5 protein-coding genes are annotated in these 17,120 nt (G+C 69.2%); 2 read left to right on the plus strand and 3 right to left on the minus strand.

The genetic code is table 11. From position 1 onward, the window contains the following. Positions 1-27 precede the first annotated feature (27 nt). Both A5747_RS21295 and A5747_RS21300 read left to right on the plus strand, forming a co-directional pair. Positions 28-12,531 carry a type I polyketide synthase gene (locus tag A5747_RS21295; RefSeq protein ID WP_076128018.1) on the plus strand — a complete coding sequence of 4,168 codons (12,504 nt, stop codon included), beginning with the start codon at positions 28-30 and terminating at the stop codon, positions 12,529-12,531. Positions 12,532-12,550: 19 nt separating this feature from the next. Next, positions 12,551-15,118 carry a sugar epimerase family protein gene (locus A5747_RS21300; RefSeq protein ID WP_076128020.1) on the plus strand — a complete coding sequence of 856 codons (2,568 nt, stop codon included), beginning with the start codon at positions 12,551-12,553 and terminating at the stop codon, positions 15,116-15,118. Between the two features lie 21 nt (positions 15,119-15,139). Here the strand turns inward: A5747_RS21300 and A5747_RS21305 are convergent, their stop codons facing one another. From A5747_RS21305 to A5747_RS21315, 3 genes are all read right to left on the minus strand, one after another. After that, on the minus strand, positions 15,140-16,165 hold the full coding sequence (locus A5747_RS21305) for a fused (3R)-hydroxyacyl-ACP dehydratase subunits HadA/HadB (protein WP_076128023.1): 1,026 nt from the start codon (positions 16,163-16,165) through the stop codon (positions 15,140-15,142). A 78-nt stretch (positions 16,166-16,243) separates the two neighbouring features. Then, positions 16,244-16,669, minus strand: coding sequence for a hypothetical protein (locus tag A5747_RS21310; RefSeq protein WP_076128025.1), 426 nt, complete (start codon positions 16,667-16,669; stop codon positions 16,244-16,246). 21 nt (positions 16,670-16,690) lie between these two features. Beyond that, positions 16,691-17,119, minus strand: coding sequence for a hypothetical protein (locus tag A5747_RS21315; RefSeq protein ID WP_076128028.1), 429 nt, complete (start codon positions 17,117-17,119; stop codon positions 16,691-16,693). Between the last annotated feature and the right edge of the window lies 1 nt (position 17,120).

A 17,120-nucleotide genomic window follows, 5' to 3' on the forward strand; every position in this document is an offset into this window, starting at 1 on the left:
ACGGCCAATGGTAGGCGAAGGGCAGTGATGGTGGATCAACTCCAGCATGCGACCGAAGCGCTGCGCAAAGCGCTGGTACAGGTCGAACGCCTGAAGCGCACCAACCGCGCCCTGCTGGAGCGGTCGAGCGAGCCGATCGCGATCGTCGGGATGTCCTGCCGCTTCCCGGGCGGCGTCGACACTCCCGAAGCCCTGTGGCAAATGGTTGCCGATGGCCGCGACGTGATCTCGGAGTTTCCCACCGACCGTGGGTGGGACCTCGCGACACTGATCGACCCCGACCCCGACGCGCGCCACAAGACGTACGCGCACACCGGTGGCTTCGTCGACGACGTCGGGGACTTCGACCCCGCGTTCTTCGGCATCGCGCCCAGCGAAGCCCTGGCGATGGACCCCCAGCATCGGATGTTGCTGGAGCTGTCGTGGGAAGCGTTGGAGCGCGCGGGAATTGACCCTAGCGGGCTGCGCGGCAGCGCCACCGGTGTTTTCGCCGGGCTCATCGTCCAGGGCTACGGCATGCTCGCCGAGGAGATCGAGGGCTACCGCCTGACCGGAATGACGTCTAGCGTCGCGTCGGGGCGGGTCTCGTATGTGCTCGGTCTGGAGGGCCCGGCGGTGTCGGTCGACACCGCGTGTTCGTCGTCGTTGGTGGCACTACATATGGCGGTGCAGTCGCTGCGCTCGGGGGAGTGCGACCTGGCACTGGCCGGCGGCGCGACGGTGAACGCCACGCCGACGGTCTTCGTCGAATTCAGCCGGCACCGCGGATTGGCGCCCGACGGGCGGTGCAAGGCCTACGCTGGGGCGGCCGACGGCGTCGGCTGGTCCGAGGGCGGGGCGATCCTGGTCGTCGAGCGGTTGTCGGACGCGCAGCGGTTGGGTCATCCGGTGTTGGCGGTGGTGCGGGGTTCGGCGGTCAATCAGGATGGCGCGTCGAACGGGCTCACCGCGCCGAACGGTCCGTCGCAGCAACGGGTGGTGCGCGCGGCGCTGGCCAACGCGGGGCTCTCGACGGCCGAGGTCGACGTGGTCGAAGGGCATGGGACGGGCACCACGCTGGGTGACCCGATCGAGGCCCAGGCCTTGCTGGCCACCTATGGCCAGGACCGCGACGAGCCGCTGTGGCTGGGGTCGATCAAGTCGAACATGGGTCATACGCAGGCCGCCGCCGGTGTGGCCGGTGTCATCAAGATGGTGCAGGCCATGCGCCACGGGGTGCTGCCGGCGACGCTGCACGTGGATGCGCCGAGCCCGCACGTCGATTGGTCCGCGGGCTCGGTGTCGCTGCTGACCGAGGCGCGGGCGTGGCCGGCGGATCACCAGCGTCGGGCCGGGGTGTCGTCCTTCGGGATCAGCGGGACCAACGCGCACGTGATCATCGAGGCCGCTCCCGCGGAGCCGGCGCGCGACGTTGCTCCGGTGCGGTCGGTGGTGCCGTGGGTGATCTCGGCGAAGTCGGCGGCGGCGCTGCGGGCGCAGGCGGCGCGGTTGGCGGCGCACGTGCGCGCCCACGACGAGCTGGATGTCGCCGATGTCGGGTGGACGCTGGCGGGCCGGGCGACGTTTGACCATCGGGCCGTTGTTGTGGGTGGCGACCGCGACCGGTTGCTGGCCGGGTTGGACGAGCTGGCCGACGACGACGTCGCCGCATCGGTTGTTCGCGGCACCGCGACGCCGGCGGGCAAGACCTTGTTCGTCTTCCCCGGCCAAGGCTCTCAATGGCTGGGCATGGGCATCGAATTGCTCGATACCGCACCGGTATTCGCGAGCCAGATCGAGGCGTGCGCCGAAGCGTTCGCGGAATTCGTCGACTGGTCGCTGATCGATGTGCTGCGCGGCGCCCCCGGTGCTCCCGGGATGGATCGCGTGGACGTCGTGCAGCCGGTCCTCTTCGCGATGATGGTGTCGCTGGCCGAGCTGTGGAAGTCGATCGGAGTAAGTCCGGATGCGGTGATCGGCCACTCGCAGGGGGAAATCGCCGCGGCCTACGTCGCCGGGGCGCTGTCGCTGCGCGACGCCGCCCGGGTGGTCACGCTGCGCAGCAAGCTGCTGACGTCGCTGGCCGGCCCCGGGGGCATGCTGTCCATCGCCTGCAGCACCGAGCGGGCCCGGGAGTTGTTGGCGCCCTACGGTGATCGGGTCAGCATCGCCGCCGTCAACGGCCGGTCGGCCGTCGTGGTGTCGGGTGAGGTGGCGGCGCTCGACGAGCTCGTCGGTTTCTGTGCCGACCTGGAGCTGCGAACCCGGCGGATCGACGTGGACTACGCGTCGCATTCGGTTGAGGTCGAGGCGATCCGCGGTGAGCTCGCAGAGGTTCTCGACGGTATCGAGCCGCACTCTTCCCGCATAGCATTCTTTTCCACCGTGACCGGAACCCGCTTGGACACAGCGGGATTGGATGCCGACTATTGGTATCGCAACATCCGCCAGACCGTGCAGTTCGACCAGGCGGTGCGCAACGCGGGTGAGCACGGATACCGAACATTCATCGAATCCAGTCCCCATCCGGCCCTGGTCGCCGGGATCGAGGACACCGTCAACGACCGCCTGGGCGGTGACGGCGAGGCCATCGTCGTTCCCACCCTGGGCCGCGACGACGGCGGTCTCGAGCGGTTTTTGACGTCGGCCGCCACCGCGTTCGTCGCGGGAGCGCGCGTGGATTGGCGCGGTGCCCTGGGCGGCGCCGCCTTCGTGGATCTGCCGACGTACGCCTTTGACCGCCGCCGGTTTTGGCTCTCCGGTGAGGGTGTCGCGGCCGACGCCACCGGCCTGGGGCTGGGCAGCAGCGAGCACCCGCTGCTAAGCGCGGTCGTCGAGCTGCCGGCGTCCGGCGGGGTGGTACTGACGGGCCGGTTGTCGCCCAGTCTGCAGGGTTGGCTGGCCGATCACGCCGTGTCCGGCCAGGTCGTGTTCCCCGGCGCCGGGTTCGTGGAGCTGGCGATCCGTGCGGGCGACGAGGTCGGTTGTTCGACGGTCGACGAACTGACGCTGCAGGCGCCGTTGATGTTGCCGGCCAAGGATTCTGGGCTCGGCTCGGCCGCCGTCCAGGTGGTGGTGGGCCCCGCCGACGAATCGGGCCGCCGAAGCGTCTCGATTTTCTCGCGCACCGATGCGGACTCCGGCTGGGTAGGCCACGCCGAGGGCACGCTGAGCCCCGGCTCGATCGAGCCGGACGCGGATCTGTCCGTATGGCCGCCGGCGAACGCGGTCATGGCCGACCCGGCGGACGGCTACGAACAATTGGCCGCCCTCGGCTACGGCTACGGCCCGGCGTTCAAGGGATTGACCGCGACGTGGGTGCGCGGTGACGAGGTATTCGCCGAGGTGCGGCTGCCCGAAGCCGCCGGCGGCGTCAATGGGTTCGGCGTGCACCCCGCGCTGCTCGACGCGGCGATGCACGCCCTGGCGATGGGCCACCAAATCACCGGCCGGACCGGCGAAATGATGTTGCCCTTCTCGTGGCAGGGCGTGTCGTTGCATGCCGCGGGCGCATCGGCGGTGCGCGCGCGCATCGCGCCGGCGGACGGCGCAGGTGCCAACGCGGTCTCCATCGAGCTGGCCGACGCGCTGGGATTGCCGGTGCTGTCGGTGCGCGCGATGGTGCCGCGCCCGGTCAACGAGCGGCAGCTGCGTGCGGCGGTGTCGGGCGCGGGCCCGGACCGGCTGTTCGAGGTGATCTGGTCGCCGGCCGCGACGAAGACCGCCGCGACCGAAGCCGAGTCACCCGTTCACCAAGTATTCGAATCCGTTGCGGCCCATGACAACCCGGTCGAGGCAGCCTACGAGCGCACCCACCAGGCGCTGGGCGCCGTGCAGTCGTGGCTGACCGAGCGGGACTCCGGCGTCCTGGTCGTCGCGACGCGGGGTGCGATGGGATTGGCGGGCGAGGACGTCACCGACCTGGCGGGCGCGGCGGTGTGGGGGCTGGCGCGCTCGGCGCAGACCGAACACCCCGGCCGGATCGTGCTCGTGGATTGCGACGCGGCCCTCGACGACAGCGCGATAGCCGACGTTCTCGCGACCGGTGAACCCCAGGTGCTGCTGCGCGACGGCAAGGTTTATACCCCGCGGGTGCACGGCAACCGCGCTGTCGACGGGATCATGACACCTCCGGGCGAGGGGCCCTGGCGGCTGGGTATCGACAGCGCGGGCACCTTCGAAAACCTGCAACTGGAGCCGGTTCCCAACGCCGACGCGCCGCTGGAGCCGGGTCAGGTCCGGGTCGCCCTGCGCGCCATCGCGACAAACTTCCGCGACGTCATGATCACGCTGGGCATGTTCACCCACGACGCCCTGCTTGGCGGCGAGGGCGCCGGCGTGGTGGTCGAAGTCGGCCCGGGCGTCACCGAGTTCGCGGTCGGCGATTCGGTATACGGCTTCTTTCCCGACGGCAGCGGCACGCTCGTCCCCGGCGACGTTCGCCTGCTGCTGCCGATGCCCGCCGACTGGTCCTATACCGAAGCCGCCGGTATCTCAGCGGTTTTCACCACCGCATACATGGCGTTCATCCACCTGGCCGACGTCAAGCCGGGACAGCGGGTGCTGGTGCACGCCGCCGCCGGCGGGGTCGGAATGGCCGCGGTCCAGCTGGCACGGCATCTCGGCCTCGAGGTGTTCGGGACCGCGAGCCGCGGCAAGTGGGACACGTTGCGGGCCATGGGCTTCGACGACGACCACATCGGGGACTCACGCACTTTGGAGTTCGAGGACAAGTTCCGGTCGGTGACCGGCGGCCGCGGCATGGATGTGGTGCTGGACTCGCTGGCCGGTGAATTCGTCGACGCCTCACTGCGGCTGGTCGCGCCCGGCGGGATTTTCCTGGAGATGGGCAAGACCGACATCCGGGACCCGGGCACGGTGGCCCAGGAATACCCCGGCGTGCGCTACCGCGCCTTCGACCTCTTCGAGCCCGGCCGTCCCCGGATGCATCAGTGGATGCTCGAACTCGCCGGGCTTTTCGACGCCGGGGTGCTGAAGCCGTTGCCGGCGACGACATTTGACGTGCGACGCGCGCGCAGCGCGCTGCGCTACCTGAGCCAGGCCCGTCATGTCGGCAAGGTCGTCATGACCATGCCGGGTGCGCTGGGGGCCGGCGCCGTGTTGATCACCGGCGGGACCGGCATGGCGGGCTCGACGTTGGCGCGTCACCTCGTCGCGCAGCACGGGGTTCGCGACCTGGTGCTGCTGAGTCGCAGCGGTCCCGGGGCGCCGGGATCCGCCGAATTGGTCGCGGAATTGGAGGCGGCCGGAGCGCAGGTGCGGGTGGTCGCGTGCGACGCGGCCGACCGCGACGCGCTGGCGAGGGCGATCGCCGACATCTCCGAGCAACGGCCGCTGTCGGGCGTGATTCACGCGGCCGGCGTGCTTGACGACGCGGTGGTGACATCCCTGACGCCCGAGCGCGTCGACACAGTGCTGCGGGCCAAGGTCGACGCGGCATGGAACCTGCACGAGTTGACCCGCGATCTGAATCTGTCGGCGTTCGTGATGTTTTCGTCGATGGCGGGGCTGGTCGGGTCGTCGGGCCAGGCCAACTACGGGGCCGCCAACTCGTTCCTCGATGCGCTGGCGGCCCATCGGCGGGCGCACGGGCTGCCGGCGATCTCGCTGGCGTGGGGGCTGTGGGATCAGGCCAGCGCCATGACGGGCGGGTTGGACGCCGCCGACCTCGCTCGGCTCGGCCGGGACGGGATCCTCGCGTTGTCCTCTGCCGAGGCGATGGAACTGTTCGACACCGCGCTGGTTGTCGACGAGCCGTTCATCGCGCCCGCCCGCATCGATCTCGGCGCCCTGCGCGCCCATGCGGTCGCGGTGCCGCCGATGTTCGGCGACCTCGTCAAAGCGCCGACCCGGCGCCGGGTCGACGATTCGCTGGCCGCCGCGAAATCGAAATCGGCGCTCGCGCATCGCCTGGACGGGCTGCCCGAAGCTGAGCAGCACGCCGTGCTACTGGATCTGGTGCGATCGCACATCGCCACAGTGCTGGGGAACACCACCGCCGAGGCGATCGACCCGGACAAGGCGTTCCAGGAGCTTGGCTTCGACTCGCTGACCGCGGTCGAAATGCGTAACCGGCTCAAAACCGCTACGGGACTGGCACTTTCGCCGACGCTTATCTTCGACTATCCGACGCCCAACGGCCTGGCCGGCTACATCCGCACCGAGCTCGCCGGCGTTCCGCAGGAAATCAAGGCCGCCCCCGTCGCTCGCGCTACCGGCGACGATGCGATCGCAATCGTGGGCATGGCGTGCCGCTATCCGGGCGGGGTGAATTCTCCAGACGACCTGTGGGACATGCTCATCGAGGGCCGCGACGTGCTCTCCGAATTTCCCACCGATCGCGGCTGGAACCTGTCCGGGCTGTACAACCCGGACCCCGACGTTCCGGGCACCTGCTATACCCGCACCGGCGGCTTCGTGGACGGCGTCGCGGACTTCGACCCCGCCTTCTTCGGCATCACGCCGAGCGAGGCGCTGGCCATGGATCCGCAGCAACGGCTGTTCCTGGAGTTGTCCTGGGAAGCGTTAGAGCGCTCTGGAATTGAGCCCGGCGGGCTGCGCGGCAGCGCCACCGGTGTGTTCGCCGGGGTGTACACGCAGGGCTACGGGATCGGCGCCGCGCCGGCCGCGGAGGGCTTCCGCCTGACCGGGCAGTCGTCGAGCGTGGCCTCCGGACGGATTTCGTACGCGCTGGGGCTGGAGGGCCCCGCCGTCTCGGTGGACACGGCCTGCTCGTCGTCGTTGGTTGCCTTGCACATGGCGGCGCAGTCGCTGCGCTCGGGCGAATGCGACCTGGCGTTGGCCGGTGGAGTCACCGTTAACGCCACACCCGACATCTTCATCGAGTTCAGCCGCATGCGCGGGCTGTCCGCGGACGGCCGCTGCAAGGCATACGCCGGCGCGGCCGACGGCACCGGATTCTCCGAGGGCGGCGGCATGCTCGTCGTCGAGCGCCTGTCGGACGCGCGACGCCTGGGGCACCCCGTGCTGGCAGTGGTCCGCGGGTCGGCCATCAATCAGGACGGCGCCTCCAACGGGCTGACCGCGCCCAACGGACCCTCGCAGCAGCGCGTGGTGCGCGCCGCGCTGGCCAACGCCGGATTGTCGGCGGCCGACGTGGACGTGGTCGAGGGACACGGGACCGGGACCACTTTGGGCGATCCGATCGAGGCGCAGGCCTTGTTGGCGACCTATGGACAAGACCGGGCCGAACCGCTGTGGCTGGGGTCGATCAAGTCGAACATGGGCCACACGCAGGCCGCCGCCGGCGTCGCCGGTGTCATCAAGATGGTGCTGGCGATGCGCCGCGAGACGCTGCCCGCGACTCTGCATGTCGATGAGCCCAGCCCGCACGTGGACTGGTCGGCGGGCTCGGTGTCGTTGCTGACCGAGGCGCGGGCATGGCCCGCGGATCATCCCCGTCGGGCCGGGGTGTCGTCGTTCGGGATCAGCGGCACCAACGCACATGTCATCGTCGAGGCCGTCCCGGCCGAGCAGCCCGCCGAGCCGGAACCAGGTCCCCGCGTGCCGGTGGTGCCGTGGGCGGTGTCGGCGAAGTCGCCATCGGCGTTGAGATCTCAGGCCGCGCGGTTGGCGGCGCACGTGCGCGCCCACGGTGAACTCGACATCGCCGATGTGGGGTGGTCGTTGGCCGGCCGGTCGACGTTTGAGCATCGCGCCGTCGTCGTCGGCGGTGACCGCGAGGAGTTGCTGACCGGGCTGGACGAGCTGGCCAACGACGATCCGGCCGGGTCGTTCATTGGTGGTTCCGCGACACCCGGCGGCAAGACCGTCTTCGTCTTCCCCGGCCAAGGCGCCCAGACACTGGGCATGGGAATGGAATTGCACGCCGCGTACCCGGTTTTCGCCGAGGCGTTCGATGCCGTCGTGGCCGAACTCGACCGGCACCTGCTACGCCCACTGCGCGACGTCATCTGGGGGTCCGACGAAAACCTGTTGAACTCCACCGAATTCGCACAGCCCGCGCTGTTTGCGGTGGAAGTTGCCCTGTTCCGGTTGCTGGAATTCTGGGGTGTGCACCCCGATTTCGTGATGGGCCACTCGATCGGCGAGCTGTCGGCCGCGCACGTCGCCGGCGTCTTGTCGCTCGAGAACGCCGCGGTACTGGTTGCGGCCCGGGGCCGGTTCATGCAGGCCCTGCCGGCGGGCGGGGCGATGATTGCCGTGCAAGCCACCGAAGAGGAGGTGCGGCCGCTGCTGGCGCCTGAGGCCGGTATCGCCGCGGTCAACGGCCCGGCCTCGGTGGTGATCTCGGGCCCCGACGACGCCGTGACCGCGATCGCGGAGCGGCTCCGCGCCGACGGTCGTCGCGTCCATCAGCTCGCCGTCTCGCACGCCTTCCACTCGCCGTTGATGGATCCGATGATCGACGAATTCGGCACCGTCGCCGCCGGACTCGCCGTCGGCACCGCCACCATCCCGATCGTGTCGAACGTGACCGGACAGCTCGCTGGCGACGACTTCGCTTCGGCGGCGTACTGGAAGCGGCACGTGCGCGAGGCGGTGCGATTCGCCGACAGCGTGCGCTTCGTGCACTCGGCCGGCGGCACCCGTTTCCTCGAAGTCGGTCCCAGCGGCGGGCTGACGGCGTCGATCGAAGAGTCGCTACCGGATGCCGCCGTGACGACGATGTCGGCCTTGCGCAAGAACCGCCCGGAGCCGGTGTCCCTGACCAACGCCGTCGCGCAAGGGTTCGTCGCCGGGATGGCCGTGGACTGGCGCGGCGCCCTCGGGAAGGCCAAATTCGTCGAGTTGCCGACGTATGCCTTTGAGCGACGCCGCTTTTGGCTGTCCGGCGAGGGCGCTGCGGTCGATGCCGCCGGTCTGGGTCTCGCCGCCGGCGAACATGCCCTACTCGGCGCGGTGGTGGACCTGCCGGCGTCGGGCGGAGTCGTGCTCACCGGTCGGCTGTCGCCGGGCGCGCAGGGCTGGCTCAACGATCACGCCGTCGGCGGGGTCGTCCTGTTCCCGGGAGCGGGCTTTGTCGAGTTGGCGATCCGCGCCGGCGACCAGGTGGGCTGCGGGATCGTCGACGAGCTGAATCTGGCAGCGCCGTTGGTGTTGCCGGCCGACGGATCGGTCGCCGTTCAGGTCGTGGTGGGTGGCGCGAATGATTCGGGCGCACGCGAGGTGTCGGTGTTCTCGCGGACCGATACCGGATCTGCGTGGTCGTTGCACGCTGAAGGCGTTCTGCGCGCGGGATCGATACAGCCGGGCGGGGATCTCTCGGCGTGGCCGCCGGTGGGTGCGGTCGCGGTGGACGTCGGCGACGGCTACGAGCGGCTGGCCGAGCGCGGCTACGGATATGGGCCCGCGTTCCGTGGACTAACGACGATGTGGCGTCGCGGCGACGAAGTCTTCGCCGAAGTCACCCTGCCCACCGACGCCGGGGTGTCGACGGCCGGCTTCGGCGTCCACCCGGCGATGCTCGACGCCGCACTGCATGCGGTCATCCTCGCGTCCGATGGCGGCGAGCTTCCCGAGGGCTCGATGCTGGTGCCGTTCTCCTGGCAGGGGGTGTCGTTGCACGCCGCGGGGGCGGCGGCCGTGCGAGCGCGGATCGTGCCGAACGGCCAATCGGCGGTGTCGATCGAGCTCGCCGACGGGTTGGGGCTGCCGGTGCTCTCGGTGGAGTCGATGGTGGCCCGCCCGGTGACCGACCAGCAGCTGTTGGCCGCGGTGTCGAGTTCGGGGCCGGACCGGCTCTTCGAGGTCGTCTGGTCCGCCCAGCCGTCGGCGGCGGTGCAGCCGGTATCGGTGTCCGCCTGGGGGACAACGGAGTTGGAGCAACCGGACAACGTCGAGGCCGAGCGCTCGGCGGTGCTGTTCGAATCGGCACCGGTGGCCGGTGACGTCGTGACCGAGGTATACGCGGCGACGCGCGCGGTGCTGCCGGTGCTGCAATCGTGGCTGGCCCGCGACGGGGCGGAGACGTTGGTGGTGTCCACCCGCGGCGCGATGGCGCTGCCGGGGGAGGACGTCACCGATTTGGCGGGCGCGGCGGTGTGGGGGCTGGTGCGGTCGGCGCAGACCGAACATCCCGGCCGGATCGTGCTCGTCGACACCGACGAGCCCTTGGACGCCGACGCGATAGCGGCGGTTCTCGCGGTCGGCGAGCCGCAGGTGTTGCTGCGCAATCGGACGGTCTACACCGCGCGGGTGCTGGGCAGCCGCGCGGTCGGCGGCCTCTTGGTGCCACCTGATGCCGGACCGTGGCGGCTGGGCATGAGCAGTCGGGGAACCATCGAGAATCTGCGGTTGGAGCGGATCCCCGACGCCGATGCGCCGCCGGGGCCCGGGCAGGTGCGGGTCGCGTTGTCGGCCATTGCGGCCAACTTCCGCGACGTCATGATCGCCCTGGGCCTGTATCCCGATCCGGACGCGGTCATGGGCATCGAGGCCGCCGGCACAATCACAGAAACCGCCTCGCAGGACGGACGTTTCACGGTCGGCGACCGCGTCATGGGCCTGTTTCCGGACGGGACGGGAACGGTCGCGATCACCGACCAGCGACTGCTCGTCAAGGTGCCGGAGGGATGGTCATACACCGCCGCCGCGACGGCTTCGGTGGTGTTTGCCACCGCGCGCTACGCGCTGGTCGACCTGGCCGACGTCAAACCCGGCCAGCGGGTGCTGGTACACGCCGCCGCCGGTGGGGTGGGCATGGCCGCCGTCCAGCTGGCCCGTCACTTCGGCCTGGAAGTGTTCGCGACGGCCAGCCGGGGCAAGTGGGACACGTTGCGGGCCATGGGCTTTGACGACGACCACATCGGGGACTCGCGCAGCCTCGAGTTCGAGGAAAAGTTCCGGGCCGCGACCGGTGGGCGCGGCGTGGATGTGGTGCTCGACTCGCTCTCCGGTGATTTCGTGGATGCCTCGCTGCGGCTGGTCGCCCCCGGCGGGGTGTTCCTGGAGATGGGCAAGACCGATATTCGCGAACCCGAGGTCGTCGCCCGGGATCACGCCGGCGTGCGCTACCGCGCCTTCGACCTGTTCGAGGCCGGACCGGACCGCATCGCGCAGCTGCTCGACGAGTTGGCCGCACTGTTCGGCGACGACGTGCTGCGCCCGCTGCCGGTCACCAGATTTGATGTTCGACGTGCGCCTGCCGCGTTGCGGTACTTGAGCCAGGCCCGCCACGTCGGCAAGGTCGTGATGACGATGCCGGATGCCTGGACGGCGGGCACGGTCCTGATCACCGGCGCCACCGGGATGGCCGGTTCGGCGCTCGCGCGGCATGTGGTGGCCCGCCATGGGGCGCGCAACGTGGTGTTGGTCAGCCGGCGCGGTCCCGATGCACCCGGCGGCGCGGAGCTGATGTTCGAGCTGCGCGCGGCGGGCGCCCACGTGGAGCTGGTGGCCTGTGATGCCGCGGATCGCGAGGCATTGGCGAAGGTGATCTCCGACATCCCGGTGCAGCACCCGCTGACCGGGGTGATTCACGCCGCTGGGGTGCTGGACGACGCGGTGGTGGCGTCACTGACTCCCGAGCGGCTCGATGCCGTGCTGCGGGCGAAGGTCGACGCGGCGTGGAACCTGCACGAGTTGACCCGCGATCTGGATGTGGCTGCCTTCGTGATGTTTTCGTCGATAGCCGGGCTGGCGGGCGCATCGGGTCAGGCTAACTACGCGGCCGGCAACTCGTTCCTGGATGGGCTGGCCGCTCACCGGCGGGCGCAGGGGCTGCCGGCGGTCTCGCTGGGCTGGGGACTGTGGGATCAGGCCAGCGCCATGACCGGCGGGCTGGGGGCCGCCGATCGCGCCCGATTCGGGCGGGACGGGATTGTCGCGATGTCCTCGGACGAGGCGCTGGAATTGATGGACACGGCGCTCATCGTCGACGAGCCATTCATGCTGCCCGCCCACATCGACCTCGCGGCGCTGCGGGTGAAGTTCGACGCGGGCACGCTGCCGCCGATGTTCGTCGATTTGATCAATGCGCCCACCCGTCGCCAGGTCGACGACTCGCTGGCCGCCGCCAAGTCGAAATCGGCTCTGCTGCAACGGCTCGAAGGGCTACCCGAGGACGAGCAACAGGCGATTCTGCTGGACCTGGTGCGGTCGAACATCGCGACCGTGCTGGGCAGCTCCAGCGCCGAGGCCATCCATCCCGACAGGGCTTTCCAGGAGTTGGGCTTCGACTCGCTGACCGCCGTCGAGATGCGCAACCGGCTCAAGTCCGCCACCGGCCTGGCGCTGTCGCCGACGTTGATCTTCGACTACCCGAACTCCGCCGCGCTGGCCGGTTACATGCACCGCGAACTCGTCGGCGCATCGGAGCAACAGGCGGTCGCCGCCGCGCCGGGCGAAGCCGAAATCCAGCGGGTCGTCGGGTCGATTCCGGTCAAGCGCTTGCGCCAGGCCGGAGTCCTGGAACTGTTGCTCGCGTTGGCAAATGAGGCCGACGGCGCCCAGGGGGCCGCCCCCGCGGTGACGACAGAGAAGGACATCGCGGACATGGATCTCGACGCCCTCGTCAACGCGGCCTTGATGGACGACGACGACGAGTAGCCATGAGCAAAGACATTCCGTGAGGGTCGCGATCACGGGGGCCGGTGGTGTGCGCCGCGGCGGCCTCGCCGCCCGGCTGCTCAGCCAAGGCCACGATGTCGTCGGCGTCGCGCGCCACCGCCCCGAAAGTTGGTCGAGCGCAGCCGAATTCGTCGCAGCGGACATCCGCGACGCCGAAGCGGTCAAGCACGCCATTGCCGGTGCGGACGTCGTCGCCCATTGCGCCTGGGCGCGCAACAGCGAGCAGGTCAATATCGGCGGCACGCGCAACGTCCTGCAGACGATGACCGAGACCGGCACCGGGCGCATCGTTTTCGCGTCGTCGGCACACGTCTACGGCGGGCCAGACACTCCGAAGGCCGAGACCGACGCGCTATCCCCGGTCCTCGAGGATGGCCGACACAAAGCCCGCGTCGAACAGCTGCTTGAGTCGTCGGGCCTGGACTGGGTCGCGATCCGTTCGGCGCCGATTCTTAGCCGCGGCGTCGACAACTGGGTGTGCCGGCTACTGGCGCTGCCGGCATTTCCCGGCGGGGAAGCCGATCGTCGCATGCAGGTGGTCCACCTCGACGACGCGCTTCGACTATTCGCCTGGGCGCTGCTGAACACCGAAACCGGTAGCGGCCCTGTCAATCTCGCGGCACGCGGAGCGGTGAGCTTCCGTCAGGTCGCCGCCGCAGTGGGACGCCCGATCGTGCGGTTGGGATTTGGGCCGGCGGACCTACAGCTGGTGCGGGGCGCCCCGCTAATGGATACCTCGCGGCTGCGCGACGAGTGGGGCGTCGAGCCGACCTGGAACGCCCAGGAGTGCGTCGACGATTTCGCGCTGGCGGTTCGCGGTCGGGTCACCGTCGGCAAGCGGGTGGTGTCGATCCCGTGGCGGCTCACCAACATCGCCGACCTGCCCGCCGTCGACGCGCCGTCCGAAGACGGGGTGAAACCCAATTTAGCTGGCCCGGCGGGGGATAACGGGGAATTCGACACGCCGATCGATCCGCGTTTCCCGACCTTCTTGGCGACCAACCTATCGGAGGCGCTGCCCGGACCGTTTTCGCCGTCGTCGGCCTCGGCGACCGTGCGCGGGCTGCGCGCCGGTGGAGTGACCATCGCCGAGCGGCTGCGTCCCGGTGGAATCGTCCAGCGGGAAATCGCGATGCGAACCGTCGCGGTCTTCGCCCACCGGCTGTATGGGGCAATCACGTCGGCGCACTTCATGGCCGAAACCGTGCCGTTCGTCAAGCCCCCGACGGTCGTCAGGAACAGCGGATACTTCGGTCCCAGCATGGCCTCCCTGCCGATCTTCGGCGAACAGCGCCCGCCCACCGAAACCAGCGGCGCCCGAAGGAGATTGCGCACCGTCCGTAACATCGGCGTGTTCGGCGTCAACCTGGTCGGCCTGAGCGCCGGTTCGCCCCGCGACACCGCCGAGTACCTGGCCGATGTCGATCGCCTGGAAAGGCTGGTCGGTGACGACGTCACCCGGCTAGACGATCGCCGCCTGCTCAGCCTGATCCTGCTGGCACGCGACGATGTCGTGCACGGCTGGGTGCTGTCTTCGGTGTCGTTCATGCTGTGCGCCGCCTTCAATGTGTTGTTGCGAGGCTTGTGCGGGCGCGACACCGCCCCGCAGGCGGGGCCGGAGTTGGTCAGCGCGCGGTCGGTGGAGGCGGTGCATCGGTTGGTGGTTGCCGCACGGCGCGACCCGAACGTGGTACGGCTGCTCGGCGAGCCGGGAGAGCGGCTCGCAAAGCTGGCCGCCGACGCGCCGGAGTTTCATGCGGCGGTGTTGTCCGAGCTTCAGCTGATCGGTCATCGCGGCCCTGCGGAGCTGGAGATGCTGTCGACCAGTTACGCCGACATCCCCGAGCTGCTGGTCCGGATGGTGGCCAGGGCGATGACCGCCCCGCCCACTCCGCCGCCACCGCCCCCACGAATTCCGTTGCGCGCCAAGCCCATAGCGGCGCTGGCCGCGCGTCAGATCCGCGACCGCGAAGTCCGCCGCGACAAAATGGTCCGCGCGAACTGGGTGCTGCGCGGTTTGCTCCGCGAGTATGGGCGCCGGTTGGCCGACGCCGAAATCTTCGACAACGCCGACGACGTGTTCTACCTCCTGGTGGACGAACTCGACGCACTGCCGCCCGATGCGGCCGGCGTGGTGGCGCGCCGCCGCGCCGAACACCGCAGACTGGCCGGCGTGGTCCCCCCGACGGTGTTCAGCGGCAGCTGGCAGCCGTCCAGCACGGCGCCGCCCGGTCTGACCAGCGGGGACACCCTGCACGGGGTCGGGGTGTGCGGGGGACGGGTACGCGGCCGCGTGCGGATCGTGCGGCCGGAGACCATCGACGATCTGCAGCCCGGCGAGATTCTCGTCGCCGAGGTCACCGATGTCGGTTACACCGCCGCCTTCTGCTACGCCGCGGCCGTGGTCACCGAACTCGGTGGGCCGATGTCACACGCCGCCGTGGTCGCGCGCGAGTTCGGCTTCCCGTGTGTGGTCGACGCCCAGGGTGCAACCAAGGCCTTACCGTCGGGTGCGCTCGTCGAAGTCGACGGCGGCACCGGCGAGATTCGTGTGCTCGAGCTCTGAGCCGGCCGCCCGGAAAAACGGTCAGCGGAAGCGGACGTTCATCGTCGCCATGCCGAAGATCTTCTGGCCACCGGATTTCGCGGCGACAATCACCACGCCCGAACGGGTGGCCGGGTCCAGCGACTTGACCCGGCCGCTGAACTCGATGTCCGCTCCCTCGGCAGCAGATACGACCGCAGGCTGGGACAGCCGCACCGCGTAGCGGGTTACCGCCCCGGGGTCGCCCGACCACGCGGACGCGAACCCGGAACCCAAACCCATGGTGAGCATTCCGTGGGCGATCACATCGGGCAGCCCGGCGAGCTTGGCGATGGACTCGTCCCAGTGGATCGGATTGGCGTCGCCGGCCACGCCGGCATAGTTCACCAGGTCGCCGCGCGACAGTCGGGCGTGATGCGCCGGCAGCTCGTCACCGACCTGGACGTCCTCGAAGGACGGCGTCCCCGGCGTCCGGGTGGTGCTTCCCTCGGCGATCCGAACCTCGCCCTCGGGGCGCACCGTCTTCTGGTAATCCTCTTCACCGATACCGAAGATGTCGACGTCGTGCATCATCATCTTTTGCACGGCCGTTTTAATTGCCGGATTGACGTCCTCGTTGGTGAGGCCGACAACGGTGGTGTGCAGGGTGTGCACCCGTTCGCCGTCCGTGTCGGTGAAGGTGTTGGTGACGGTGATGAAATCTCGGCCGGCCGTCCTGCGCACCGACGACAGCTCGACGTCGACGTGCAGTTCGTCGCCGGCCACGATCGGGCGGTGCTGTTCGAAGACTTCTTCGGTCTGCAGGTAGGTGTCGTAACCGACGACCACCGATTCGAACATCCGGCGATTGCAGGTCATGCCGGGGACCGACGTGAACGTCAGCGGCGCGACCAGGTCCGAGTAGCCCAAGTCGGCCGCTGCGGTGACATCCCAGTGCGCGGGGTGGTAGTCCTGCACGGCACGGGCGTATTCGCGGAGCTTCTCGCGGCCGACCACGTAGGTGCCGTCCATCTGGTAGTAGTGGCCGACCCGCGCTTCGATCGGTGACGTTTCTGCTGCCGCAGTCATAAATTTGCTCAACTTCTTCTATCGGTGTCCCAAGCACACTAACGTGCGGATACCGCACCCGTGGACGCGCGGGCGTGATCACGGAATATTGGTCCCCAGGAACGTCAACGGCAGGCCCAAAACCGACAAGTCGATTTCGTCGAGGAAGGTGCCCTCGCCCTCGAAGCTCTGCCGGAATCGCGTTGCCGCCCCGTAGCGCGCGGCGACGTCTTCGGCGGCCGAGGCCGCGGGGACCCGGATTACCACGCTGTACACGCCGTCGCCGTGGTTTTCCAGGAACTTGTTCACCGAAGCGGCCACCGACCCCGTCGATTCCGGCATCGCGCTGATCAGCTCGATACCGCGATTCCAGTCCAGGTGAATGTCCACGCCCAGTTCGGCCAGCTGGAAATTCTCGAAGACGAATCCGAGGTCGGTGAAGAATTGTGCCGCGGTGGCATGTCGCTCGGGTGCCACGGCGAACACGACGTGATGGAGCAGAGGCGATTGATCGTCCGTCGTCATCGCATTTCCTTCAGTCGGCGATCACGGGTGCGCCGCTGCGTGCTGCCGCGCGAGTCGTTCGTCGTGAATCCGTACGAGTTCGCGGAACCCGAGCCGGTGATACTTCGGTATCGGCTGGATGCCCCACACGTCCTGTGCGGTGGCCTTGCCCTCCGCGCCCTCGGGCGGCCCGAGCGGCGGGTACGGGTACTTGCACTCCAAGGTGTCGTTCGAGTACCGAATCTTCAAGAGTTCACTGCAGATTTCGGTCAGGCTGAGCGTGGGGTAGCCGTAGTAGACCGCCATGAACGGCAGCGTGAACGCGCCCTCGATCACCAGCGCCACCAGGCACACCAAGACGGCCCGTTTGATCCATTTGTGCATTCGCGCGTAGTACGGCGTCGTGCCCGGCTCGAGCTTCTCGGAATCTGGAGTCTTGTCCTTTTCCTTGGTTGCTGACGGTTCGGTCATC

It is taken from the genome of Mycobacterium sp. IS-836, from assembly GCF_001954275.1.
GTDB lineage: Bacteria > Actinomycetota > Actinomycetes > Mycobacteriales > Mycobacteriaceae > Mycobacterium.

Coding starts and splice junctions, on each gene's coding strand:
- A5747_RS21295 (WP_076128018.1), top strand. CDS start 28: ATGGTGGATCAACTCCAGCATGCGACCGAAGCGCTGCGCAAAGCGCTG.
- A5747_RS21305 (WP_076128023.1), bottom strand. CDS start 16,165: ATGACTGCGGCAGCAGAAACGTCACCGATCGAAGCGCGGGTCGGCCAC.
- A5747_RS21310 (WP_076128025.1), bottom strand. CDS start 16,669: ATGACGACGGACGATCAATCGCCTCTGCTCCATCACGTCGTGTTCGCC.
- A5747_RS21315 (WP_076128028.1), bottom strand. CDS start 17,119: ATGACCGAACCGTCAGCAACCAAGGAAAAGGACAAGACTCCAGATTCC.